The sequence below is a fragment of the Rummeliibacillus pycnus genome (assembly GCF_050459865.1).
Classification (GTDB): Bacteria; Bacillota; Bacilli; order Bacillales_A; family Planococcaceae; genus Rummeliibacillus; species Rummeliibacillus pycnus_B.
This window is the reverse complement of sequence record NZ_JBCMNM010000063.1, coordinates 1-26,593: the sequence shown is the minus strand read 5'-3', so window position 1 is coordinate 26,593 and position 26,593 is coordinate 1. Positions and strand designations below refer to the sequence as shown.

At 36.1% G+C, this 26,593-nt stretch carries 24 protein-coding genes and 1 other annotated feature; of the genes, 23 read left to right on the top strand and 1 reads right to left on the bottom strand.

Annotated elements, in window-relative coordinates; translation table 11 throughout:
- Positions 1 to 188 precede the first annotated feature (188 nt).
- Positions 189 to 401, bottom strand: a binding site (T-box leader).
- A 114-nt stretch (positions 402 to 515) separates the two neighbouring features.
- The 5 genes from ABE048_RS13510 (at position 516) to ABE048_RS13490 (ending at position 5,592) form a co-directional block, all read left to right on the top strand.
- On the top strand, positions 516 to 1,460 hold the full coding sequence (locus ABE048_RS13510) for an MBL fold metallo-hydrolase (RefSeq protein WP_430311783.1): 945 nt from the start codon (positions 516 to 518) through the stop codon (positions 1,458 to 1,460).
- Positions 1,447 to 2,199 carry an SDR family NAD(P)-dependent oxidoreductase gene (locus ABE048_RS13505; RefSeq protein WP_430311782.1) on the top strand — a complete coding sequence of 251 codons (753 nt, stop codon included), beginning with the start codon at positions 1,447 to 1,449 and terminating at the stop codon, positions 2,197 to 2,199. Before ABE048_RS13510 ends, ABE048_RS13505 begins: the two co-directional genes overlap by 14 nt.
- Positions 2,200 to 2,561: 362 nt before the next feature.
- Positions 2,562 to 3,773, top strand: coding sequence for an argininosuccinate synthase (locus ABE048_RS13500; RefSeq protein WP_430311781.1), 1,212 nt, complete (start codon positions 2,562 to 2,564; stop codon positions 3,771 to 3,773).
- Complete coding sequence (gene argH / locus ABE048_RS13495) at positions 3,770 to 5,164, top strand: argininosuccinate lyase (protein ID WP_430311780.1); 1,395 nt, start codon at positions 3,770 to 3,772, stop codon at positions 5,162 to 5,164. The genes ABE048_RS13500 and argH overlap by 4 nt, the downstream gene beginning before the upstream one ends.
- A gap of 269 nt (positions 5,165 to 5,433) precedes the next feature.
- Entirely contained in the window at positions 5,434 to 5,592 is a 159-nt protein-coding gene (locus ABE048_RS13490) for a hypothetical protein (RefSeq protein WP_430311779.1), read from the top strand.
- A gap of 160 nt (positions 5,593 to 5,752) precedes the next feature.
- Here ABE048_RS13490 and ABE048_RS13485 read toward each other — a convergent pair whose 3' ends face one another.
- Positions 5,753 to 7,102: a phenylacetate--CoA ligase family protein gene (locus tag ABE048_RS13485; protein ID WP_430311778.1), complete on the bottom strand. Its 1,350-nt coding sequence runs from the start codon at positions 7,100 to 7,102 to the stop codon at positions 5,753 to 5,755.
- Between the two features lie 643 nt (positions 7,103 to 7,745).
- On the opposite strand from ABE048_RS13485, the gene ABE048_RS13480 reads away from it, so the two are divergent.
- From ABE048_RS13480 to ABE048_RS13395, 18 genes are all read left to right on the top strand, one after another.
- Positions 7,746 to 8,930, top strand: a complete 1,185-nt coding sequence (locus ABE048_RS13480; protein ID WP_430311777.1) for a thiolase family protein — start codon at positions 7,746 to 7,748, stop codon at positions 8,928 to 8,930.
- The gene (gene meaB / locus ABE048_RS13475; RefSeq protein WP_430311776.1) at positions 8,920 to 9,918 is read left to right on the top strand and encodes a methylmalonyl Co-A mutase-associated GTPase MeaB; all 999 of its coding nucleotides are present in this window, start codon (positions 8,920 to 8,922) and stop codon (positions 9,916 to 9,918) included. Before ABE048_RS13480 ends, meaB begins: the two co-directional genes overlap by 11 nt.
- A gap of 26 nt (positions 9,919 to 9,944) precedes the next feature.
- Entirely contained in the window at positions 9,945 to 10,349 is a 405-nt protein-coding gene (locus ABE048_RS13470) for a cobalamin B12-binding domain-containing protein (protein ID WP_430311775.1), read from the top strand.
- 10 nt (positions 10,350 to 10,359) lie between these two features.
- Positions 10,360 to 12,012 carry an acyl-CoA mutase large subunit family protein gene (locus ABE048_RS13465; RefSeq protein WP_430311774.1) on the top strand — a complete coding sequence of 551 codons (1,653 nt, stop codon included), beginning with the start codon at positions 10,360 to 10,362 and terminating at the stop codon, positions 12,010 to 12,012.
- 163 nt (positions 12,013 to 12,175) lie between these two features.
- Positions 12,176 to 13,306 (top strand): acyl-CoA dehydrogenase family protein, encoded by a 1,131-nt coding sequence (locus ABE048_RS13460; RefSeq protein ID WP_430311773.1) that lies wholly within the window; start codon positions 12,176 to 12,178, stop codon positions 13,304 to 13,306.
- A 28-nt stretch (positions 13,307 to 13,334) separates the two neighbouring features.
- The gene (locus ABE048_RS13455) at positions 13,335 to 14,897 is read left to right on the top strand and encodes a class I adenylate-forming enzyme family protein (RefSeq protein WP_430311772.1); all 1,563 of its coding nucleotides are present in this window, start codon (positions 13,335 to 13,337) and stop codon (positions 14,895 to 14,897) included.
- 57 nt (positions 14,898 to 14,954) lie between these two features.
- Positions 14,955 to 16,139 carry a M24 family metallopeptidase gene (locus ABE048_RS13450; protein ID WP_430311771.1) on the top strand — a complete coding sequence of 395 codons (1,185 nt, stop codon included), beginning with the start codon at positions 14,955 to 14,957 and terminating at the stop codon, positions 16,137 to 16,139.
- 171 nt (positions 16,140 to 16,310) lie between these two features.
- Positions 16,311 to 17,072 carry an SDR family NAD(P)-dependent oxidoreductase gene (locus tag ABE048_RS13445; protein WP_430311770.1) on the top strand — a complete coding sequence of 254 codons (762 nt, stop codon included), beginning with the start codon at positions 16,311 to 16,313 and terminating at the stop codon, positions 17,070 to 17,072.
- A gap of 66 nt (positions 17,073 to 17,138) precedes the next feature.
- Positions 17,139 to 17,588, top strand: a complete 450-nt coding sequence (locus ABE048_RS13440) for a MaoC family dehydratase N-terminal domain-containing protein (protein ID WP_430311769.1) — start codon at positions 17,139 to 17,141, stop codon at positions 17,586 to 17,588.
- Complete coding sequence (locus ABE048_RS13435) at positions 17,585 to 17,989, top strand: MaoC/PaaZ C-terminal domain-containing protein (RefSeq protein ID WP_430311768.1); 405 nt, start codon at positions 17,585 to 17,587, stop codon at positions 17,987 to 17,989. Before ABE048_RS13440 ends, ABE048_RS13435 begins: the two co-directional genes overlap by 4 nt.
- A 155-nt stretch (positions 17,990 to 18,144) precedes the next feature.
- Positions 18,145 to 18,732, top strand: coding sequence for a TetR family transcriptional regulator (locus tag ABE048_RS13430; RefSeq protein ID WP_430311767.1), 588 nt, complete (start codon positions 18,145 to 18,147; stop codon positions 18,730 to 18,732).
- Between the two features lie 375 nt (positions 18,733 to 19,107).
- Positions 19,108 to 21,891: a dynamin family protein gene (locus tag ABE048_RS13425; RefSeq protein WP_430311766.1), complete on the top strand. Its 2,784-nt coding sequence runs from the start codon at positions 19,108 to 19,110 to the stop codon at positions 21,889 to 21,891.
- 294 nt (positions 21,892 to 22,185) lie between these two features.
- Positions 22,186 to 22,512, top strand: a complete 327-nt coding sequence (locus ABE048_RS13420; RefSeq protein WP_430311765.1) for a metalloregulator ArsR/SmtB family transcription factor — start codon at positions 22,186 to 22,188, stop codon at positions 22,510 to 22,512.
- Positions 22,499 to 23,197: an SRPBCC domain-containing protein gene (locus tag ABE048_RS13415; RefSeq protein ID WP_430311764.1), complete on the top strand. Its 699-nt coding sequence runs from the start codon at positions 22,499 to 22,501 to the stop codon at positions 23,195 to 23,197. The genes ABE048_RS13420 and ABE048_RS13415 overlap by 14 nt, the downstream gene beginning before the upstream one ends.
- Before the next feature lie 243 nt (positions 23,198 to 23,440).
- Positions 23,441 to 24,193: an SDR family NAD(P)-dependent oxidoreductase gene (locus tag ABE048_RS13410; protein ID WP_430311763.1), complete on the top strand. Its 753-nt coding sequence runs from the start codon at positions 23,441 to 23,443 to the stop codon at positions 24,191 to 24,193.
- A 347-nt stretch (positions 24,194 to 24,540) separates the two neighbouring features.
- Complete coding sequence (locus ABE048_RS13405) at positions 24,541 to 24,861, top strand: putative quinol monooxygenase (protein WP_430311762.1); 321 nt, start codon at positions 24,541 to 24,543, stop codon at positions 24,859 to 24,861.
- 754 nt (positions 24,862 to 25,615) lie between these two features.
- The gene (locus tag ABE048_RS13400; protein ID WP_430311761.1) at positions 25,616 to 25,870 is read left to right on the top strand and encodes a hypothetical protein; all 255 of its coding nucleotides are present in this window, start codon (positions 25,616 to 25,618) and stop codon (positions 25,868 to 25,870) included.
- A 180-nt stretch (positions 25,871 to 26,050) separates the two neighbouring features.
- Positions 26,051 to 26,539, top strand: coding sequence for a DinB family protein (locus ABE048_RS13395; protein ID WP_430311760.1), 489 nt, complete (start codon positions 26,051 to 26,053; stop codon positions 26,537 to 26,539).
- Positions 26,540 to 26,593 lie beyond the last annotated feature (54 nt).

Here is a 26,593-nt window from a genome sequence, read left to right as displayed (position 1 = left end):
CGCTAATTCCACTTCAACTAAGATAGCTATTTCAGGATTTTTTCATAAATTTACATCTTTTTTTACTTTTTCAGTGCCCTCTTAGCTTTTCCTGTAGGAGTCTCCGCCTTCTGCTCATTTAGATGAAATAATATTTCAACAACATCATTTAACAGAGGATTTAAATAAAAAAGCATTTTCATCCTTAATATAAGGACGAAAATGCTTGATTCCGCGGTACCACCTTGTTTTGCTACTAGCTGTAGCACAACTTAAATTCTCTTTATCGCAGAGATGCGACTGTGTTTTCACAGTTGCTCAGAAGTAGGTTCCAAAAGAACATGGTTATGTGACTTGCAGCCAATGATCACACTCTCTGTAAACTCCGAATCCTTTGTACTATTCTTCGTCATTGCTTAACATATATAAATGTGAGTATAGGGAATGAAAGTCAATTTGTCAATGTAATAAGATGACGTTTTTCAAAAAAAACTGTACAATAAATTGAATAAGTATTCATTTAAAGGGGCCTAAGTATGATTCAAAAAATTGTAACTCCTGTACCTTTTCCAGAAGGAACAGTGAATTCATATATATTAAAAGATGATGCACTATCCATTATTGACGTAGGTACGAAAACACCTGAAGCTTTAGAAGCATTAAAGGAAGGTGTAAAAAATGCTGGATATCGAATGGGCGATATTGAACAAGTAATTTTAACTCACCATCATCCTGACCATGTTGGATGGATTGATGCTTTTCCAAATGCTGAAGTACTTGGGCATGTATATGTTGATGCATGGCTTCGTAGAGATCCAGTATTTATTAATTCACACTATGATTTTTACATGGATCGTATGAAAGAAGAAGGGGTTCCAGAAAAGTATTTATTTTGGGTAAAGAAAATGACACGATCTGTAGAAATGCTTGGTGAGCGAACATTAACAGGAATTATCCATAATGGTCAAGAGATTCCTGGACATAAGGGTTTAGTTGCAATTGAAACGCTTGGACATGCACAAAGTCATTTAGTCTTTTGGAACGAAGAAAAAAAAGCAATGATTGGCGGAGATCTATTAATTGCAAAAATTTCATCGAATCCTCTTATCGAACCGCCGTTGAACCCTAAAGCAAAAAGATCTAAGTCCCTATTACAATATAATGAGTCCTTAAAAAAACTATTAACATTACCAATTGATATTCTTTATAGTGGACATGGTGAGGAAATAACGAATGTTCATGAATTGGTTAATGCAAGACTAGAAAAACAACATCTTCGTGCAATGAGAGTACTCGATATGTTAGAAGAACGACCAAAAACTATTTTTGAACTAAATGTAGAAATTTTCCCAGCACATTACGAAAGAGAACTTGGTTTAACTTTATCGCAAACAATTGGACAAACAGACTATTTATTAGATAACGACTTTATTACAGAAGAAAAAGATGAGAACGGTGTATACTGGTATGCAAAAAAGTAAAACGATATTAATAACCGGTGCAACTTCAGGTGTCGGCCGACTAATTGCAATAAAATTGGCGGAAAAAGGGCATCATATTATTGCGACTGGGAGAAATAACAAAGTATTAAACGAATTAGCTAAAAGGAACATGACCGTTTTCGAGAGTGATTTATCTACTCAATCAGGAGTAAAGGCTTTAGCTGAGCAGTTACCTCAGATTGATATTGCTATTTTTTCTGCTGGGATAGGTACTTTTGAATATGCAACCGAGATTCTAGATGAAGATTTATTGAAAATGCTGCAAGTGAATATTCAAGCACCGATGCTTCTTACAAAACATATTGCGTCTAAGATGAAAACACAACAACATGGTCAACTCATTTTCATTGGATCACAAGCTGGTAAAGTTGCAACGCCTAAGGCAGCAATTTACGCTGCAACGAAACATGCGATGATTGGATATACGAATGCACTGCGAATGGAACTAGCACCATTTCATATTGATGTTACTTGTATTCATCCAGGGCCGATTGATACACCCTTTATCGACCATGCTGACAAAACAGCTTCATATAGAAAAGCGATGAAACATGTATTGCTAGATCCTGAAAAAGTGGCGAATGCTACAATTAATACCATTGGTAAGAAAACAAGAGAAGTAAACTTACCGTGGTATATGGGGATTTCAAGTAAATTATATGCAATCGCTCCTAGTATTGTAGAGAAAATGGGGAAGAACTTCTTCAATAAAAAATGAATAACGTATACATTTGCTGTATTAAATCTCTTTTATTCATTTTTTTAAAGCGCTGTTTGTATTCAGCTTCATTAATAAACATTTGTTAAATAACACATTACATTGATTAATATTATATAAGTTTATTAAAGTAGCGACTCTAAAGAATAATTTGAGTCGTTATTTTTCTGTTTAATTCACTGGATTTTATCGAAAATTACATTATTTTTACATTGCATATTTTAAATTGATTTATATTTATAATTTTTTAGAAAAATGCAAGAAAATACACTTGTATTCATTTTTATTCCATGTTACGATGAATGCATAAATATTAATAAATAACGTATAAACATACATTGTGAGACATGGAGGAATGTAAGATGGCAAAAAAATTAGTGTTAGCATATTCAGGTGGTTTAGATACTTCCGTAGCGATTCAATGGTTAAAAGACAAAGGTTATGACGTAGTAGCTTGTTGCTTAGATGTTGGTGAGGGTAAAGACTTAGACTTTGTTCAAAAGAAAGCACTTGAAGTTGGAGCGGTTGAATCTTATATCGTTGATGCAAAAGACGAATTCGCTGAAGAATATGCTTTAATCTCATTACAAGGTCATACTTGGTATGAACAAAAATATCCTTTAGTTTCAGCTTTATCTCGTCCTCTAATTTCAAAAAAATTAGTAGAAATAGCTGAAAAAACTGGTGCAGTTGCTGTAGCACATGGTTGCACAGGTAAAGGGAATGACCAAGTTCGTTTCGAAGTTTCAATTAAAGCTTTAAATCCAGATTTAGAAGTTCTAGCACCTGTTCGTGAGTGGGCTTGGAGCCGTGAAGAAGAAATCGAATATGCAAAAGAAAAAAATATTCCGATACCAATCAATTTAGATAGCCCATTTTCAATCGACCAAAACTTATGGGGCCGTGCTAACGAATGTGGTATTTTAGAAGATCCTTGGGCTGCACCTCCTGCAGATGCATATGAGTTAACAGTTGCACTTGAAGATGCACCAAATACACCAGATGTGATCGAAATCGAATTTGAACAAGGTGTTCCAGTTGCTCTTGATGGTGTGCAATATAAACTAGCCGATTTAATCTTAAAATTGAACGAATTAGCTGGTAAACATGGTGTTGGACGTATTGACCATGTTGAAAACAGACTTGTCGGTATTAAATCACGTGAAGTATACGAAGTACCAGGTGCTCACACTTTACTTCTAGCTCATAAAGAATTGGAAGATATTACACTTGTAAAAGAATTAGCTCACTTTAAACCAGTTATCGAGAAAAAATTAACTGAAATTATTTATGATGGTCTATGGTTCTCTCCATTACGTGTTGCAATTGAAGCATTCTTAAAAGAAACTCAAAAATACGTAAATGGTACAGTTCGTGTGAAATTATTTAAAGGTCACGCAATTGTGGAAGGACGTAAATCACCAAACTCTTTATATGACGAAAAATTAGCTACTTATACAAAAGAGGACGAATTCAACCATGCATCTGCCGTAGGCTTTATTGAATTATTTGGTCTTCCTACAAAAGTTAATTCAATGGTCAACAACAAAGGAGCAAAGAAGGTGCAAGCATGAGTGGTAAACTTTGGGGAGGTCGCTTCCAAAAATCTGCAGAACAATGGGTAGACGAATTTGGAGCATCCATCGGGTTTGACCAACAGCTTGTAACAGAGGATTTAGAAGGTAGTATTGCCCATGTAACCATGCTTGGCGAAACCGGCATCCTTGATCAAGATGAAGTCAGCACGATAAAAGATGGCCTTGAACAATTAAAAGTAAAAGCTCAAAATAATGAGCTTACATTTTCAGTAGCAAACGAAGATATTCATTTAAATCTTGAGAAGATGTTAATCGATTTGGTCGGTCCTGTTGGAGGTAAACTTCATACAGGCCGTAGTCGAAACGACCAAGTTGCAACGGATATGCATTTATTCTTGAAAAAGCGTGTGAAAGAAGTCGTTGAGCTAATTGCGAAATTCCAAGAAGCGATTGTCAATCAAGCAGAGGCAAACATTGATACCCTTGCACCTGGATATACGCATTTACAACGTGCACAACCTATTTCCTTTGCGCATCATTTAATGACATACTTCTGGATGTTAGAAAGAGATAAAGAACGTTTTAGCGAGTCGCTTAAACGTATAGATATCTCTCCACTTGGGGCAGGAGCTCTTGCAGGAACAACATTCCCGATTGATCGTGAAATGAGTGCAAAACTAATGGGCTTCTCATCTGTTTATCAAAACAGTATGGATGCAGTAAGTGATCGAGACTTTATCGTAGAATTTTTAAGCAATAGTTCATTATTAATGGCTCATTTATCAAGATTTGCTGAAGAAATTATTCTTTGGTCAAGTGAAGAATTCAAATTCATCGAGTTAGATGATGCCTTCTCAACAGGTTCAAGTATTATGCCACAGAAAAAAAATCCTGATATGGCTGAACTAATTCGTGGGAAAGCAGGCCGTGTATACGGCAATCTAATGGGATTGTTGACAGTCTTAAAAGGCATCCCACTTGCTTATAACAAAGATATGCAGGAAGACAAAGAAGGAATGTTTGATACACTTCATACAATTGTCGGTGCGCTTAAAATCTTTGAAGGCATGATTCGTACCATGACTGTTGCAAAAGAAACGTTGAACAAAGCTGTTCAACAAGATTTTTCAAATGCAACCGAGCTTGCGGATTATTTAGCAACAAAAGGTATGCCATTCCGTGAGGCGCACGCAGTAACTGGTAAATTAGTATACCTTTGCATTCAACGCGGAATTTATTTATTAGACTTACCTCTTGAGAACTTGCAAGAGGCGAGTAATCTTATCGAAGCAGATGTGTACGATGTATTAGCACCAGAGGCAGCTGTTAAACGTCGTCATTCCCTAGGTGGAACAGGCTTCGATCAAGTAAAAATCCAAATTGAAAAAGCACAAGAAAAATTATCAGTTCAAATACAGACATTATAACTGATGCAAAATACTAGCACTACCAATTGCAAGAGTAAGATTTTAGTAATTGAATGATTGGAAGGACGTCCACAGAGGGGGACCAATTCCATGGACAGCATACATAGTGTGCTAAAGAAAAACCAGTTTCCGGAGGGGAGCTGGTTTTTTTGTATTGGATATTTATTTATTATTTTTAACTAACAGGTGCATTTCTTCAAATAGTAGGGACGCTTTTTTCACTATCGAAGCAGCATGAAGATCATCTTGATTTGTGGGCGGGAATCGAATTGTCCAACAAATTCCCACATATCCCGATTTATATGGAATTCTCTGAATGTAGTATTGCTGAAAAGTGGATTCAATCTGAAGTAAGTGGAAACCGTCTCATTTACAGTACAGGAACATTTAAGGGTGTATTGATGGAGGAGAAATTGCTAAACAAGTAGAATAGATATGGTGGAATCATTAGTGCCGTAAAAAACTAAAGAATTATAATCCGAAAAAATGGCCATTATAAAGATTCTTGTCTCATTGACGTTATCAGATTGACAATGAGAGGAAGTTTTATAATGGCGCACAGGGAAAGATGTCTATTTTGCAAAGCCTTTAGCTCTTTTTACTACGATTATCTACAACTCTTCTAGCTTTGAAAACAGTTTCAGGAATAATTCCTTGTTCTACGAGATTAACGCCTACACGAACCCCAAATTTATTTTTGAACAACTCTGCTGCTTCTCCTTCAAAGGATTGTAGATTATCATTTTTAAATTGGTCTTGGTATTCTATGTTAATTGTCATTTCGTCTAATGACCCTTTTTTATCCAGAATAATTTGATACTCCGCTCCACTCCAATTTAATGATCGAACGGCATTTTCAATTGCACTTGGATAAATATTCACCCCTCGAATGATTAACATATCGTCTAAACGGCCAAGCACCCCTTGTGGTAAACGTGGATATGTTCTCCCGCAGGAACAGGGCTCATCAGTCATATAACTTTCATCTCCTGACCAAAAACGAATCATTGGTTGTGATTTTCTCCATAGATGCGTGTACACAACTGCTCCTTTTTCGCCCATAGGGATTGAGCTATGGGGATCCTCTGAATTTACAATTTCAGTGAAAACCTCGTCTTGATAAAGATGGACTCCTTCCTGGGCTTCACAAGATGTATTCGTCATGAATGGGTACATTTCTGAAGTAGAGCCAGTATCAAACAAACTAGCACCCCAGCCTTTCGTGACGATTTCTCTCGTATTTGGCAAAGATGCGCCTGTTTCTCCGGCTGCGATGATTCTTTTTACTGAGCTTTGGGATAAATCGATGCCTCGACTTCGTGCTTTATCCAGTAAATGCATACAATAGGAAATTGTACCAACAAAAGTAGTCGGTTGTAATCTTTCAATTAAATCTAAATGTTTGTTTGATTCTGTAGCACCTAATGGAAATATCGTAGCCCCTAGTTTTTCTGCTCCTTGTAATATTCCCCAACCGCCAAAAAACATTGAAAAAGCAAAGCCGAATTGGATTGTGTCTGTTGGTCTCAATCCAGTTGACCATAATGCCATCGCATGCATTTCGGCTGCTCTCTCCCAATCATCTTTACTCACTTGATAAAAAGTTGGCGTTCCGGAGGTCCCACTTGATCCCTGTATACGAGCAATTTCTTCCGGTTTAAATTGACCTGCGTAACTTCCGAAAATAGGATTGTTTTTTTGATCTTCAACGAGCATCTTTTTCGTGATCACAGGAACCTTAGTTGTGAAATCTTCTAAAGTTTTTACATCCGATGGCTTAAAGTTATGATTATCATAATGTTTTCTATAAAAAGGTAATTTGTTATAGACATACTCCAATTGGTCTTTAATTCTTTTTAATATAAGTTTATTTCTCACTTCTGGATTTAAAGTTTCCCTTTCTTCATTCCAATACTTTTTATATTCAAAAGAATTCATACTAAATCCTCCCATGTATTAATTAGAGTTTTCACATTTTGGTCATTATAAATTCCATATCTTCAATTTCTAATCTTCGCTCGATCTTTTGAAATATATGCTAAAAATAGCCGAGATTCATTATGCCTACAGCAACAATCACTACATCACGAAATTCTATTCACCACCTTTATTGATTTCAATACCTCAGATTTAAATATATGTTCAAATTTCTAATAAACATTTAATAGATGTTATGAGTGGAATGTTCATAATATTCAATCTATTATTGCGTTATTTTTCATTTAACATTTTTTAAAAATAAAAATGGAGGAAGTAAAAATTTTAGTTCCGGGTAATTTTCAAAAAAGATTATTCTTTTGAGCGGATACTATATTAAAATAACTAACTACTTAAATAATTAAAGATTGACAATATTCTGATAACGGTATAATTTAAATATATAGTTAAAAACATACTCAAAGTTCAAAATTTGTATTTGTAGTTCTTTTTTTACTGAAATGCAAGTATGTATAGGGTGCCGGCTACTCCTTGGAAGGTGCTTATGTTTAGTGTAATTAGATGTTCCAATTGTTCGGCACTTAAAGTTTTATTATAAAAAATAGCTTTTGGTTAATAAATGCGGAAGGGAGCCGGATTACTTATGAAAGATGTAGCTGTAGTATCATTTGCACGAACACCTATAGGGAGGTTCGGAGGTGCTTTTAAAGATTTGACAGCAGTTGATCTTGGGACAATTGCAATTGAAGAGGCAATCAAGAGAGCGGGTGTAAGCGCTGAACAAATTGATGAAGTTGTTATGGGAGTGGTTTGGCAAGCAGGCTTAAAGGCAAACCCTGCACGTCAAGCAGCCATACGAGCAGGTGTTAACGTGGAAGCTCCAGCAATTTCAATTAATCAACAATGTTCTTCTGGAATACGTGCAATCGATATTGCGTCTGATCAAATAAGATTAGGAAAGGCCCGTGTCGTTGTGGCCGGTGGGTTTGAAAGTATGAGTGGTGTTCCGTTTCTCGACGTTTCAGGACGCTGGGGACATGTAAGAGGAAGAAAGAGTCTAGAAGATGGACTTTATTATGATGGTTTAGATGATGCTTTTTCTGGGACAAATATGGGGAATACGGCCGAAACCGTGGGCAAAAATGCTTCCCTCACAAGAGAGGAAACGGACGCATTTGCTTTAGAAAGTCAGCAAAAAGCTGCGAAAGCAATTAGCAGTGGACGTTTTGATCGTGAAATCGTACCTGTTAAAATAGCTGGTAAAAAAGGCGAAGAAATGATTATTAGTGAAGACGAGTGTTCTCGTCCTAATACGAAAATTGCGGATTTAAGTAGATTGCAACCTGTGTTTGATAAAGTTGGGATTTCGACGGCGGGGAACTCGCCACCATTAAGTGATGGAGCTGCGGCACTTGTCTTAATGGAAAAAGAGTATGCGAAAGAAAACAATTTCCCTGTTTTAGGATTTATTAAAGATACAGTATCTATTAGTGTTGCGCCGGAGATTATGGGATATGGGCCGGTACCAGCAGTGAAACGATTACTAGAAAGAAATAAACTAGCAGTCGAAGATATTGGTTTATTGGAAATCAATGAAGCTTTTGGTGCTCAAGCATTGGCGTGTATAAAGGAACTAGGTTTTCCAATGGATATTGTGAACGTCAATGGAGGAGCCATTGCACTAGGTCATCCCCCTGGAAATACGGGTGCTAGATTAGTAGGAAGTCTTCTTATGGAACTAGGAATAAAAGGAAAGAGATATGGCATTGCTACATTATGTGCTGGTGGGGGACCAGCCATAGCGATGTTAGTTAGCGTTGAAGAGTAGCGAGAAGGGGGCGTTAACAATCAAACATCTTGATGTTGATCAAATGGTAGAAAATATTAAGTCTAGAAAAGTAAGCGCTTTAGCAAGGGCCATTACTATTGTTGAAAATAATGATGAAGACTATTTAGAAATAATCTCTAAACTATACTCGAGTACAGGTGGATCGCATATTATTGGCATCACAGGTTCTCCTGGAACTGGAAAAAGTACACTTGTAGATAAAGTGGCTGAAATGTTGAGCGATAACGGGAAAAGCGTTGCAGTTCTCGCAGTTGATCCGAGTAGTCCATTTTCAAGAGGGGCGATTTTAGGAGATCGAATTCGAATGATCTCAGCTCAAAAAACGTCTGATATTTTTATTAGAAGTATGGCATCTAGAGGAGAAGTTGGCGGTTTAGCTAAATCCGTGCGTAATGTGATTACACTCTTTGAAGCATTCGGGTTCGATGCAATATTAATAGAAACAGTAGGCTCGGGTCAAACGGAAGTGGAGATCATGAATTTGGCACATACGACGCTGGTTGTAACAGCACCTGGGTTAGGTGATGAAATTCAGGCTCAAAAAGCAGGGATTATGGAAATTGCTGATATTTTTGTCGTTAATAAAGCGGATTTACCAACTGCTAAAACTACCGCCCATCAAATTCAAAAAATTCTTAGTACAGAAGCGGCTATTAATCGAAAGCAAGTGCCAATCATCATGACATCACCAGTAAAAGAGACAGGCATCACTGAACTTGTAGATAAGGTTGAAGAAAGATGGCAGGAGATAAACGACACAGGAGAGCGAGAGCAGATTGAAAAGTCACATGCCTATTATAAGTTAATGGAAAGTATAAAAGATAAATTTTGGGGATTTATGAAAGAAGAAGTCATGGATAGTGCGAATTGGAGTACCTTTGTTGATGAAGTTTATAAGAAAGACATATATCCGGAACAAGCGGCAGATTATTTATTTTCAGAATTTTTCGTCAATATGAAAGTGTGAAACTACGAAGAGGGGGAAATTGTACTATGAACAGACCGATAAAAGTTCTGGTAACAAAGATTGGACTAGACGGACATGATCGAGGTGCAAGGGTTGTAGCAAGTGCTTTTAGAAATGCTGGAATGGAAGTGATTTATACAAGTCCATGGCAGCGTATAGAAGATGTCGTCAATATTATCCTACAAGAAGATGCGGATATTATTGCTATTAGTTCATTGGCTTATGATCACTTAATTATTCCGAAGCTAATGGACGCCCTGAAAGAAGTAGGGCTGGAGGATAAAAAGGTGATTGTAGGTGGAATTGTTCCTGATGAAGATGAGGAAATGTTGTTAAAGGCTGGGGTTGAAAAAGTGTTTCATCCAGGCGAAACATTAGATTCAATTGTTAGTAGTGTTGAAGAAATGATGGGAAAAACTATTGAGAAATGAGGTGTTGATTATGACAGAGTCCAATAATCTCCAGCATGAAGAATGGAGAAAAGAATATGAGAAGGTCAGAAAACTAGCGCCAGAGCAAGACCTAAAATACAACAGATCAGGAATTCCAATTAAACCATTATATACAGTAGAAGATATAGAGAAACCGGAAAGTTCTTTTCCAGGTCAGTACCCGTTTACACGTGGATTATATCCAACGATGTATCGAGGACGCGGGTGGAGTCGAAGGCAATTAATAGGATTAGACACACCAGAACGATTCAATCAAAGGCAACGAGAATTGATAAGAGCAGGTTCCAACGCGGTCAGCATCATTTATTGTAATAGCTTTTATCGAGGCTATGATGCGGATATGGTTGATTCGCTTTTAGTGGGAACATGCGGGACGCCGATTAATACAATGGAAGATATGAGAATAGCTTTTGACCAAATCGCCATTGAGGATATTAGTGTTGGCTTAAATGATCCGATTGGTTTTACAGGTTTGGCGATGCTGCTCGTTTTAGCAGAAGAAAGAGGGATTCCATATTCCGAAATAACAGGAACGAGTAACCAATCTGATTTTATCTCGCATTATGTTGCAAACCACATGTTTTATCGTATCTCATTAGAAGGAAGTTTAAGAATTTTACTCGATCATATTGAATATACAAATAAGCATGTACCAAATTGGAATCCGGTCAGTATTGTTGGCCAGCATATGCAACAAGCCGGAGCAACTCCAGCACAAGCATTAGCATTTACCATTTCAAGTGGAATTACGTACATTGAAGAAACTTTAAAACGTGGATTACCGATTGACTCGTTCGCACCACGATTTACTTTCTTTTACGATATTAGCATTAGTATGTTTGAAGAAGCAGCAAAGTTTCGTGCGGGTAAAAGAATTTGGGCAAAGTTGTTAAAGGAACGTTTTGGAGCGCAAGACCCTCGTTCGATGAGATTTAAGTTTCACGGGCAAACTTCGGGAGCGGATTTAACGAGACAGCAACCATTAAATAATATTATTAGAGTAACGGTCCAAGCGATCGCAGGAATTCTTGGTGGTGCCCAGTCTCTACACACGGACTCATATGATGAAGCGTTGGGTACGCCAATCGAAGAAGCGGCAAGGATTGCGATTAACACACAAAATATTTTAGCAGAAGAAGCGGGACTTGCTGATGTGATCGATCCACTTGGCGGTTCCTATTATATGGAGCAGTTAACAGATCAAATGGAAGAAAAAGCATGGGCATATATTCATGAAATTGATGAAATGGGCGGCATGCTTGAGGCAGTAAGAACGGGATATATTCAAAGAGAAATCGGTGAATCCGCAGAGAAACATCAGCGCGCCATCGATAATCTAGAACGAACAGTTGTAGGTGTGAATAAATACCAAATTGATGAAAGTGAAGATAAACGACCTCCATTAACAAGAGTAGCGCCAGAACTTGTCGAAAAACATTTAAAACGTCTAGAAAACTTTAAGAAAAATCGCGACCAAAGTAAAGTCCAGAAAGCGCTTGAACAAATTGAAATCGCAGCGAAAGATCCGACTATTAATATCTTTGAAGCGATCATTGCTGCTGTTAAAGAGGACTGTACTCATGGCGAGATCATTCAAGAGCTTAGAAAACATCTTGGGTTTGGTCATCCAAATATAGTCTAGAAATTGGAAATATAAGCGGATGCTAGGGAATAGCCTAGCCTATCTTCCTTTTTTTTACACTATTAAAGGCCCCCCTCGTTATAAAGAGTGTGGGGCTGTAAAGTAGATACGGACAGGCAGGAATTATTAATAGCAGTGTTATGTGAAAGGGGCACATTTCATAATGTATGTAAAAGATGAACACCAAATCTTTAGAACATCTCTAAAAAAGTTTTTAGAAAAAGAGGCTTACCCTTATTACGATGAATGGGAAGCGGAACGTATAATTCCACGGGATTTTTGGCGAAAGATGGGCAGTAATGGATTTCTATCTCCGCACCTTAATGAGGAATATGGTGGAATGGAAACTGACTTTGGATTTTCAGTCATATTAATTGAAGAGCTAGAGCGAGTCGGCGCTGGTTTAATTGGTGTTTCGAATCATAACGATATCGTTGTTCCTTACCTGGATACGTTTGGAAGTGAAGAACAAAAAAAACGGTGGTTACCGGGATGTATTACTGGAGAGAAGATAACCGCGATAGCGATGACGGAACCTGGAACAGGTTCAGATTTGGCGAATATTAAAACAACGGCAATTCGTGACGGTGATCATTATATTGTCAATGGTGAGAAAACTTTTATAACGAATGGGATTCATGCCGATTTGGTAGTCGTTGCTTGTAAAACAAGCACAAATGAAGGTCATAAAGGGATTAGTCTTCTTGTAGTGGAACAAGGAACGAAAGGTTTTACAAAGGGAAAAACATTAAATAAGGTTGGTCTTCATTGTCAAGATACGGCAGAATTAATTTTTGAAGATGCACAAGTTCCAGCTAGTAATCTTTTAGGTGAAGAAGGACGGGGCTTTTATTATTTAATGGAAAAGCTACAACAGGAAAGATTAGTTGTCTCAATTCAAGCCCAAGCTGCGGCAGAAAAGATATTAGAATTGACGGTTGACTATGTAAAGGAAAGAAGTGCTTTTGGTCAATCAATAAGCAAGTTCCAGAACACACAATTTAAGATAGCGGAATTGGCTACTGAAATCGAATTGGGACGTACATTTTTAGATAAGCTAATCATAAATCATATGGAAAATAAGCAGATTGTGAAAGAAGTTTCAATGGCAAAATGGTGGGTAACAGAAATGACGAAAAGAGTTGCCTCTCAATGTATGCAATTATTTGGGGGATATGGTTATATGGAGGAGTATGAAATCGCTAGAAGATATAGAGATGCCCCGGTTTCGGCTATTTATGCCGGGACAAATGAAATTATGAAGTTAATCATAGCGAAGAAAATGGCTTTGTAAATGACTTTGTAAAAGGAGTTAATTCTGTATGATAATGAAAAATTTGATTAAAAATGTTGTGATGGAATATGGAACGAAGACAGCCACGGTTTTTAACGAAGTGGAACGTACTTACCAACAATTTTATAACAGAATTAATAAAGTTTCTAACAGTCTTTTTAATTTAATGATTAAAAAAGGCGACAGAGTCGTACTTTTACTCAACAACAGACCTGAATACTTTGAATTGTATTTCGGTATTTTTGGTATTGGCGGAATTGCAGTTCCTTTAAATACGAGACTTGCACCTACTGAACTGATTTATATTATTAATCACTCAGGTGCAAATACGCTCATTTATGAGGATGTTTTTAAAGAAAAAATAGCTACTATAATAAATGACTTACCAGAAGTTAAAAATTTTGTTTCGGTGGGTGAAAAAGATGAAAAGAGTCTTAATTATGAAGAGATGCTTCAGGATGCTGATTCTACTGAGATTGACTGTGGTGTAGTAGAAGATGATATCGCCTTTCTTTGCTATACGAGTGGGACAACGGGCAGGCCTAAAGGTGCGATGATTACACATAAAAACATGACACAAATGTGTAGTTATCAATTGATTGAATTACCACGTTATCGTCACTATATCGGCATGTGTTTATTTCCCTTTTTTCATATTGGCGTGATGATGGGCTTGAACAAAATAGCAATGGGTATGACATGTGTTTTCGCTAACTTCTCAACTGAAAGAATAGCCAAAGTCATCGAACAATATAAGGTGAATGATCTTGATATCACCGCAACCCAATTGAAAATCTTTTCAAATGACCCTGTCATTCAAGAATATGATCTGACAAGCTTGAAAACAGTTTCAACAGGTGGTGGGTTTTCTTCAGCAGATACACTGAGCAAGTTTTTTGAAAGGTTTGAAGAAGATGATGATGTAGTCGTTGCCAATATCTATGGGATGACTGAAAATACAGCACATGTCATGAGTAATATTATTTCTCCCAAAACATTAGGAAAAGAAATTAAAAAGATGGATCTTTTACCAGGAATTAAAGCTTCTGGTTTAGGTGCAGGAAAACCGATATACGGAATGCTTGTCAAACTGGTAGACAATAATGGCAATCAAGTCCCGGATAACGAAGCGGGTGAACTTATCGTTAAAGGTGATACCGTTATGAAAGGATATTGGCAAGAACCTGATAAAACAGCCGAGGCCGTCATCGATGGTTGGTATTATACGGGGGATATCGGGGTTCGATTAGAGACTGGGGAATATTTTGTGGTAGATCGAAAGAAAGATATGATTGTGAGTGGCGATGAAAATATTTATTCAGCGGAAGTAGAAAATGTATTAGCGATGCATCCAGAAATTGAAGAAGTGGCGATGATCGGACTTCCCCACGAAGTGTATGGAGAAGTTGCCACTGCGATTGTTGTGTTAAAGGAAGAAAGCAGTGTTAATGAACAGGAATTGCAAGACTTTTGCCGCGGAAAACTTGCGGGTTATAAAATTCCAAAACAAGTTCATTTTGCACAACAATTGCCACGGAATGCTTCGGGGAAAATAATGAAGCACAGTTTGAAAGTAACCTATTCCGAATAACGTACAACGTACTGACCTCCACTTCGAAAAGATGTAGAGGCATAAGGAGTTGAGAGCATGCAAGTAAAAAAAGATGAATATGAAAAAAGAATAGAGAAACTTCAACAGCAATTACAAGCGGAAGAAACTGATGGTGCAATTTTTTTCCACCCTGAAGAAATCTTTTATTTCACAGGAAGTGGTGTTCATAGCGTTCTTTTAGTACCAAGTCATCAACCACCGATTTTATTAGTACGAATTAATTTTGAACGTGGCAAAAAAGACAGTTATATAGCAGATATTCGTCCTTCTCAGGGAATGAATACTTTAATCGATGTCATAGAAGAAGTATACGGAGAGAAAAAAGTAGTACTTGGACTTTCCTTTGATGTGACATCTCTTCAGTTTTATTCAAGATTGAAGAAAAGCTTACCTCAGGCTACATTTGTGGATGTCCAAAAAATTGTATGGTCGCTCAGGCTGATTAAATCTAATTGGGAAGTTTCACAATTGAAAAACACAGCCCAAATTTCGCGTAAAGGGTTCGAACAAGCAATAGAAGCCTTGCAAGAAGGCATGACAGAAATACAATTTTTAAAGACAATTGAAAAGATTACTAGCTCTTATGGTGATGAAGGTAACATGATTCAAAGGGAATCAAGTAATCGCTTACCATTTGGAGTTGTCGCATTTGGTGAAAATACTAGTGTCATTTCTGGTAACTGGGTAACGATGACAGGTTCAGGAAGCAGTCCAAGTCGACCGTATGGTGCAGGCGATCGAAAAGTTGCCCAAGGGGATCTTGTCGTCATTGATAAAGGAACAGTTTCCCAAGGTTACCATGTGGATGAGGCACGGACATTTGTTTTCGGAAAGGCGACTCAAAAGCAAAAAGAGCTACACAAAATCGTAAATGAAATATTGGATCATACAATAGAGTCTATTCGGCCTGGAAAGAGAGTGGCCGACATTTATTCAAAAGCTGAGGAAATTGCTTTTTCCTATGATTTGAATAAAGAATTTATGGGACTAGGACAATATGGATTCAAATATGTAGGGCATGGTGTCGGATTAGAAATGGATGAGCCGCCACTCGTTTCTTCCTTCAATGAAATGATCTTAGAGCCCGGTATGGTGTTAGCAATTGAGCCAAAAGTTATTTTTCCTAATCAGTTTGGATTAACCATTGAGGATACGGTCTTAGTTACGGAAACAGGTGTAGAAATCTTGACGAGTTCTTCACGTGATACTCTCGAAATTTAGAGGCAATGAAAAGGAAGAAAGAAGAGCAATCGAGTGGTTGCTCTTCATATATTTTGTAGACTGTAAATCCCTGTGGTAAAAGCCACTGTCCATAGCGGAAAAGATGGTGTTAGGAAAAAATGGTATAATTTGGTGAGTTGCTAAGATGAATTTGAAAAGGGAGGAATAAAATTGGGGAGATTTGATGGTAGAGTAGCAATTATTACTGGGGGAAGCCGTGGAATTGGCTATGCAATTGCAGAAAAGCTTGCTGAAGAAGGTGCAAAGATCGCACTTTTTGACATTGATGAACAATCATTAGAAGTGGGGGCAAATGAACTTCGTGAAAGTGGTTACCAAGTGATGACCCGAGTCACAAATATTGTAGAGGCTGACCAAGTAGAAAGTGCTGTAAAGGCGGTCGCGAATCAATTCGGAAAAGTTGATATTCTTGTGAACAACGCTGGGATTATTCGTGATAACTATTTGTTTAAAATGACAGACGAAGATTGGCAGTATGTCATGGATGTTCACCTTAAAGGTTCATTTAACTGCTCGCGTGCTGCTCAAAAGTATATGGTGGAAAATAAATATGGACGTATTGTTAACATATCATCAACATCTGCCCTCGGAAATCCCGGACAATCAAACTATTCTGCTGCTAAAGCTGGACTTCAAGGGTTTACAAAAACACTAGCACTTGAACTCGGTCGTTATGGGATTACCGCAAACTCGGTTGCACCGGGCTTTATTGAAACAGACATGACGAGGGCAACAGCAGAAAGAATTGGCGTTTCTTTCGAGAAATTTATGAAAGCGGCTATTTCTCAAATTCCAGTTGGCTTTGGTGGGAAGCCTGCTGATATTGCAAATGCAGTTGCATTTTTCTGTGATGAAGCATCAGGATTCGTTAACGGTCAAGTGATTTATGTTGCTGGTGGACCAAAAGCCTAACAAGGAAATGGCGAACATCGTTAACTGCTAGTTGAGTATGATCAGCAAATTGAAAGGGGAATGATTATGTATCGAGAGATGATTGGCAAGCGTTCTGCGCAGGTTCTTAATATCGTTGAGCCTAGTACTGTAAGTAAGTTTGCACATGCGATTGGAGATGCTCACCCAATTTATTTGGATCCGGAATTTGCAAAAAACTCACGACATGGAAGAAATATCGCCCCTGCCACATTTCCGCGTACGTTTGACGATGGAAATATCGAAGGGCTTGATCTTCCAGAAAAAGGACTGATCCATGGGACACAGAGTTTTCACTATGAGCGGCCACTTTATGTTGGGGAAAGTGTCTATTGCTACAAAGAAATTAAAAATTACTATGAAAAGAAGGGTGGAAGTGGAGTTATGGGCTTTCTCGTCATAGAAAGTAACGGTGATGATCGTGATGGTCATAAAATTTTTACGTCGACCGCAATCATCGTGATTAGTGAAGCAGTTAGAAAGGGAATCAATCCATGATGACTCTAGCAAATTTACAAGTTGGCGAATCATTGGAACCAATTGAATTATCTCCAGTTTCACTCGTCGAGTTAATCGAGTACTCTGCTGCTTCCGGTGACTTTAACCCGATACATACAGTCGAAGCAGAAGCCAAAAAAGTAGGACTTCCAGGCGTCATTGCTCATGGGATGTGGACGATGGGTAATCTCGCGAAGTTGTTCACGCCTTACCATGAAGAAGGTTTTATTCAAGATTATGACATTCGTTTTGTAACGATGTTGTTCATTGATGAAGTTGTTACGCTTAAAGGAAAACTTGTTGAAAAGAACGATGATATTTTAGTTTTCCAGGTTGTCGTAGAGAATCAAAAAGGAAAAGAAGTTATCAAAGGTTCAGTAAAATTTAAATTATTTAAGTGAATAGATACAAGATAAATCAATCATATTGACCTTTGGTATATACGTTCGTGTGCTTGAAAGTACAAGTAGTGGATCTGTAAGAGTCTCTCTATCATGACTCTTGCGAAGAGAGTCATTCTTCGTTAAGATACAAATAGTCAAAGGAGTGGTTTTTTATGTCAGGATTTCGAGAGGAAAGGGCTATAGCAAAAAAGCTTGAAATTTTAAGAACAGCAGCAAATCTTTTTAATAGAAACGGATACTTCCAAACAACAATCGAGGATCTTGCAAACGAACTTCGGATTACAAAAGGCGCGATTTATTATTATGTTGAGAGTAAAGAAGATTTGTTATTTCAATGTCATACGCTAGTAGCAACAGAGTGTATCGAAAGAATTAAGGAAATTGCTAAAAGCAACAAAACGCCAGCTGAAAAGTTAGAAGCAGCGATGGAATCATTAATTATGTTGATCGTTGAAGATGATGCTGTCTTCAGCGTTGTGAACAGAGCTAATATGCTTTCTGGAGATATGCGTGCAGAGGCTCTTCGACAAAGAGATGAATATGAAAGTATTTTTCAATCTATTATTGAAGAAGGAATTACTGAAGGATATTTCCATTCCGAGAATAAAAAATTGGCGAAATTATTAATTTTAGGTGCGATAAACTTCATTCCTTATTGGTTTAAAAAGCGGGATGAAGAATCTGATCAAGAAGTTGTAAAGTTTTTCTCACAGAATTTAATTAAAGTGGTCATGAAGTAATCGGTATAGCACTTGTGTTGCGGTGTATGAAAAAAGAAGCTATTTTGGGCCATTCTCATATCTATTAACTTATGGACAGCATACATAGTGTGCTAAAGAAAAACCAGTTTCCGGAGGGGAGCTGGTTTTTTTTCTTTGGATATTTATGTCAATATCACTAGAAGATTGTTAAGATATAACTTGTTTTGTTTATCAACTGAAAGGAAATTGAAAAAAAACTGAAACTTTTCTCATTAAATTTCAATCTAACTTAAAAAATGAAAGATAAATGAAATTTTCCAAAAGAAATTCTTTGGTAAAATAAATATCATAAATACAAAAAAAGTGTTAATAAATGAAGAAAAAAGCAATCTTCAAGATATAGTGAGGAAAAAAATGAGTTTAGAAAAACAATTAATAGAAAAGTTATATTATAAAACATTCCTATTGGAGTATGAAACACAACCACCACTTCAAGTACTTGGAGAAGCTTATTTAAACGAACAAAAAAATGAGAATTCCGACGTATCTTATATTCGTTTTGCACAAGGTGAATATTATTATCATCATCAAGATTTTGAATCTGCTATTTTTAAATGGGAGAAAGTCAGTAATGAATTAGCACCGTGGGCACAAAAAAATATTGCGGATGCCAACGTAGAACTTAACCAACTATCAGTTGCTGAAAATGTTTATACCTCCGTTACTACTGATAACAAAACACTTTTGACCGAAATTGCATTGCAATTACTGTCACTTTACATTGAGCAAAATAATCTTGATTCGGCTTTCGTTGTTATTAAAGAAGCGGTTTCTTTAAATCCTGATTATCCAAATGTCACAACAATTGCACGTTCCTTTTATGAAGAACAGCAAGATTTTGACAGTGCAGTAGAGCTTGCTGTGAATGAGCTAATTCGAACAGAATCTTTCACATGGTTTGAGGTTCTAAAAGAATATATTGATAAAGGATTTACTAAAGCCATTGCACCAGATTATTTTAATGAGGTATTAGTTACATTACACAATGTAGATCAAGTACAATTTACGCAAATTGTTTCATCACTTTGGCACAGCTATAAAAATGAACAAACTTATTTATTGTGGCTTACAACAATAAATGAACTTTTCTTACATATGGAAATACACTCGTCCGAGATATGGGACGAAATTTCTTCTCTTTACGAAGAAACGTACTTTGAATTAATTCATGGTAAATATATGTTGAGAGAATTACACGAGATCGTTCCAAATCTTTTAACAAATTGGTTAAAGATAGTCAATCCATCCCATTCTGTAATTCCATCAGCAGCAGTATTAGCATGGGATGAGATTTTCCCATCCATTATAGATTCAGCAAATATAAAACATGCGGAAAATCTATTGTCATATTCTATTAATCATGTGAATGGCATAGACTATAGTTTACATCTATTTGAATCTATTACAAAGTGGGCACAAAAACATGATTTAGATATGGGTAATCGTTTTAGCTGGTTAGTTGGTGAGCTTGCAGATTTAAGAACAAATCGCCTTTTAATAACTGGAACTTCAGGAAACGGAAAAGCTTCATTTATTAACTCTTTACTAGGAGAAAACATATTAGAAAACTCAATCTCAAATGTAGTTGTCTTTAAAAATGAAGCACATACAGAAATTAACGCTATCACAGATTCAGCAATTACACCAATTGAGAATTTCTCTGATTACCTTAACATGATGCCTCTAAACCGCCAAACATATAGAGATAGAGCATCTGTTGAATTTAACTTACCATGCAGGTTTTTAAGTGAAAATAAACTTACATTCGTTGTTACACCTAGCTTTAATAGGAACAACGATACTAGAGATGAGACATTCGAATATTTAAATACTGCAGACGAATTATTATTCATATTGAATGCGGATTCACCTTTTACTGACAAAGAACGTGACATTCTATTAAGTATTCAAGACCATACACCAAATCTACAAATTCATTTCATATTAAATAAAATCGATAACATTTACAGTGAAGCAGAAGTAAAAAGGGTTATACATGATACGCAAGCGAGAATAAACGTATATTTCCCGCAAGCGAAAATTTTCCCTTACTCTTCGTTATATACAAATAACCAACAACTAAACGATTTAACAGAATTTATTCATTTTAAATTTAACCATAAAGATATCGATGCAGAGCGTACTGAAAAGCTATTGTTTTTCATTCGAAAAACAATTACGTATCTGTTAAATAAACGCATCGAGATGGAAAATAACCTAGAAGATTCTATTAATTGGAATGAAGATATGTTAGTTAAACTAAATGGCTTTATTCATAATCTTACCGATTTTGAGAAGGAAAAAATTCATTTAATTACAGAATCATATCGTACAATGAAAAACGAAATTTCGAATGATCTTATAGAACATATTCCAAAACTTTTGCAGAGTTGTTCTGATTTAATTAGTGAAGAGAGCGATTTTGCACACATTGACACTGAACTAAATACAGCAATGAACGAAAGAGTTCAAGAATATCTAAAACAAACTGTATTACCTAATCTTGCTCGCTCTATGCAAAATTGGATTGCAACTTCTAATAACGAGTTCCTTCAAAGTCAATCGTACTTAGAAGAAATCAGTGAAGGTCTTAATTATTTATGTGGGGAAGATCGAATTCAGTTAGAAGGTGACTTTAAAGTGCTGGATGACTGGCGCAGAGATACTGATAGAATAACAACTAGAATACAAATAGACGAAGTAAATATATTACACCGTTTTACACCAACACAATTATTATTGAAAAGTGCTGGTAAAATATTTGGAGTTCTTCCTAAAAATAAAGCTCTTGTTTATAACAAATACAAACAATACTTAGAAAATGAAGATTATATCGATGCAACGGCTTCTATTATGAACCAATTTTTCTTGCAATTTGAGCTATTTGAAAACGCACTAGAGCGGGACATTAATTTGTTCTTCAGAAATTCATTTGGCGAGTTGGAACAATTTGTAGAAAACACTCATATAGAAATACAAGAAAAACAAGATAGATTGCAGAATATGAGATCAAATCCTGAAGTTTATCATGATTCGATAACGCTATTTGAATTGAGATTACGTCAATGTGAAATATTCTTAAATATAGGTGAGGATAGTTCCTATACAGATGTAACTTTAGAAAAAAATATAGAGTAAACGTAAAGCAACTCCAAAATCTACAATAAACGTTGATTTTGGAGTTGTTTTTTTGTTTCCTTCACCTTTATTCGGTAATCTGCTGAAATTGAAATTAACTTTATACAGTTGGCTTTTGGTATGCGATAGCAACAAATAGTTTATTAAGAAAACTTTTTCTTTTTCAATTTTGGGCGCAGGTTCGTTAGATGTAATTGAATATTTATATTTTTCGGAAAAGTCTTGACATTATTTTTACTTATGTTTATATTACATATAACCAATCGGTTATATGTTAAAAGTGAGGGAATGATAATGCCAGATGTTTATCGAGCATTAGGTGATGCAACACGGCGCAAGATTTTAATTTTGCTTAAACAAGGAAACAAAACCCAAAAGGAGTTAGTCGAAGCATTTGATATCTCTCAACCAGCAATTAAGAAGCATTTAAATATTTTATTGGAGGAGGGAATTATTTCGGAGAGCTTGAATGGGAAATATCGTATCTATTCACTAAATCTCAACGTACTCCAAATAACCTACCATGAAATGCTTCAATACATCGGAGAACTACTTGATGATCAGCTCGTAAGTCTAAAAAATTATGTAGAAAAAGGAGAGTTTCGAGATGAAGATGATTAAGGATTCCATTAAGAGAGAAATTGTTGTTAAAGCGCCTTTGAAGAAAATTTGGGATGCATTGACTAAGCCTGAGCATTTAAACCGTTGGTATACAAAAAATGCTGAGATAGAATTTCGTATAGGTGGAAGAGGATATATGAATCATGGCTGGGGGGCAACATCTGAGGGAGTATTTACAGAAATCGATTCAATGAAACGCTTTGTACTTCAGAGCCTTGATGGGGATTTTACTACCATTACTTCTTTGGAAGAAGTTAACAATGGTATTCAGGTGAGTATTGAATACCAGGCTTCCTTTATTGGTAAAATGAATTCATCTACGAAGGAAAATATGTTATTTGGTACAAGTCAATTCTTAGAAAATCTAAAGAGTGTCTATGAAACTGATACTGATAATCGTGCACAATTTTGGAAAGTATGGATTGGTATTGTACACACAACAAATGAGAGTGATAGTGGTACAAGAGTTTTACAGGTAAAGGAAGATTCTGCAGCCGCATCTGCTGGAATTAAACCTGAAGATATTATAGTGGAGATCGATGGAGAAGAAATTGGAGGATATGAATCATTTGAAAGAACATTGAATGAAAAAACTGATAATCCAACTGTTACCTTAACAATCGTAAGAAAAAGTGAAAAGTTACAGTTAAACTGCCTTGTAGATACTTATCCTGTACCTTATTAATATTTAATGAAGAAGATGCTAACCTAATAGCTCTTTTTTTGACAAAATTCATAGTGTTATCGGGAGCTGATTGTAAGAGCAGTCGCTTCATGTGCTAACGAAGCAGGTTAGCTCAACAAAAAACACTGAACTTAGCTTAATCTAACAAAAGCCTAATTTCTCATATATAAAAATCTTCTTCGAAAGGTTTAACGATGTGAAATGTAGAATTACGATTAAAAACATTTTGTTAGGAGGGTAGCTATGCATAACTTATCAGGAAAGGTTATTCTCATCACAGGCGCAAGCTCAGGTATTGGGCTTGCCACGGCCGAGTTAATGGCATCTAAAGGGGCTAAAGTAATTATTAATTATAATTCAAATGTGAAGGGTGCCATGGAAGCCGTCCAACGTATTCAAGAAAAAGATGGAGACGCCATTGCAATTCAAGCTGATGTTATTAATAAAGAAGAAGTGAACTCAATGGTTGAACAAGCTATTTCTTCATTTGGAACAATTGACGTTTTAGTTAATAACGCTGGTGGTGGCATACGCCAAAGTACATTTATGAATATGAGTGAAGAGCTATGGGAAGAAACGTTCAAATTAAATGTAAATAGTGTTCTCTTATGCTCTCAAGCTGTATTAAGACATATGATTCCGAAGAAAGGCGGAAAAATTATTAATGTATCTTCAGCGGCTGCACGTATTGGAGGTGCAGGAGAAAGTATTCATTACGCATCTGCTAAAGGGGCGATAAATACAATGACGATTGGAATGTCCAGAGAGTTAATTGAACATGGAATTATCGTGAATGGGGTGGCACCTGGAATGGTAGAAACACCTTTTCACGATAAATTTGCATCTGGCGATAATCGACTTAAGCGTATGGCTTCATCTGTACCTATTAAACGAGCTGCAACACCTATGGAAATAGCAGAGGTAATTGCCTTCCTTTCTTCCGATGCTTCAAATTATATCCTCGGAGAAATTATGAATGTTAGTGGTGGGAGATAATTTAAAAGTAGGAGCTTTATTAGGGGATTTTTAGTTCGTAATGTAGACGAATAGTATATCTTCGACCCTTCACGTCTTTCGTATAATACATTGTATTGAACTAACGGGTGCTTTACTTCACTAACGATATTCAGCAATAGGGTGCTTTAGTTAAACAAGACAATCATTTCGATGGTCTATTTTTTATCCGAAACATCAAGTAGATCTTAGAAATCTATTGTGAAATGTTACACATTACTAATGAGGCAGTTTAGTGAAAATAGCAGGTATCAGTTTTTATAAATGCAAAGGATAATTGTGTTAGGGTGCAGAAGCAAGTAACATATAAAAAAATTAAGGAGGACAATATGAACAAATTTAGTTTGCTAGGTAAGTTTATGGTCCAAGAAGGCGAACGTGACACAATGGTAGATATTTTGTTGGAAGCAGCAAAATCAATGAAGAATCTGGATGAATGTGAGGTATATCTCGTGAATATTTCTGAAGACGAACCAAATTCTGTATATGTTTATGAAGTGTGGAGTAATGAAGCTGCCCATCAAGAATCTCTAACTCTTGAAGCTACACAAACATTAATAAAGCGTGCAAAACCAATCATTAATGGAATGGAGAGAATCAGCACCCTAAAAACAAGAGGTGGGAAGGGTATTTCATCGAAATCTGAATAGGCTAACATGACTGTTGATTCAAGTTGGATAAAGTATCTTAATCAAACCAGTTAAACTCAGTAAATTCAGTTCGATTAAGTCTGATTTATCATGGTTTAAAGCAATCTTCAAATTAACTGAGTTAAATAAAATTAACTCAAAAAAATAATTATGTGAGCAATTTGGAGAGCAAGGGATCTGTTTCAAGTAGTTCAAAGTAAATTTGTATTGATTGTCGGATGTTTAAAAAATTGGATACAAAGAATAATTCTGAGGAAAAAAGAGTAAACAGAAGGTCTGTTTACTCTTTTTTAAGTGCGCCCAGCATGAATATAATCTATAAAAGATACGATATTTGCAAAAAATTTGCGATACTTTGCCCTTTTCATTTAAGTAATTTAAGTGAATTTTAATTAATTTATTGAGGATTTTCAAAAAATTGAATAAAGGTGAACAGAATGTGTTAATAACACATACTCCATTAAAGGGCCAGATTGTTGAATAACATGATAAATTGTATAGTATAGATTGTGAAGAATTCACTTAAACTAACGAAGTATTTAGTTGAAGAAGGAAAAAGATGAAAGTATATATAAGAAAAACAAAAAAGGTTTAATGTATTATAATTGTAAAAATATTCTTTATATAGTAAAAAACTGTTGAATGGAGAATAGCAATTGCTTTAAATAAGGGGATTTAAATAATTGGTATATAACTAAACAGTAGTTTGGTATGTGATCAATCCTATTAATAATAGATAAGAGGGGTGAAGGGAATGAAAGAAAATCTAAAAATTGCTTGGATAGCTTCATGTTTTGCACTTGTGGGGCAGTTAGCAATTTTCATAGGAGTGGCGATATTCACAACAAATTGGCGGTTTGTAATGTGGAGTTTTATGGTGAGTATGATTGCAGGGGTTCCTAGTATGATTATTGGCGAGCACAGAAAAAAGCGAACAGCAATAAAAACAACGGAGCTGTCTTTTAAGACGACCTTTTTTATTGAACTAAACCAGCTAATAGAATGTTAATCGTTATTCAATTATCGGGCGCTTTCCTTGAATAAGGAAAGTGTTTTTCATTAAAGGGCCAGATTGTGGAGTAAGGGAGGTAATCAGATGGTTCATCTCGAAATTATTAGTTATGACAAAACAACACGCCCCATATGAATATTGAACAAAGGGATTATATATGATTGGAGGGAATAGAAAATGGATGTAAGGACACTTTTGTTACAACAATGGGCAAGCTGCTTAGATAAAGAAGACTGGTTTCCACCACTTGAAAAAGTACTAGAGAATATTACTTTGGAACAGGCAATTTGGAAACCAGTTGAGGGGGCACATTCCATTTGGGAATTAGTTTGTCATTTACTTTTCTATGAAAAGAGAATTCTGTTACGCTTTCTTGGTGAAACAGCAAATGAACCAAAGGCAGAAAATAATGACGCTACATATCGATTACCAACTGAGACCTTTTCAAATTGGAAGGAAACAAAACAAGAATACTTTTCTGTTCATCGTGAACTTGAAAAAATACTAGCAAAATCAGAACTAGAAGATTTGTATAGACCGATTCCCGATGACAATCCATTAGTGCTTGAACTGAAGAGTTTAGCAATGCACAACGCATATCATATTGGGCAAATTGTATTCCTCAGTAAAATGCAAGGAGCCTGGGCGGGGAAACGCAGCTTTTAAAAAAGCTTCATTAGCTTTACAGTTATTCCATTAACGGGCGCTATCCTTGAAATG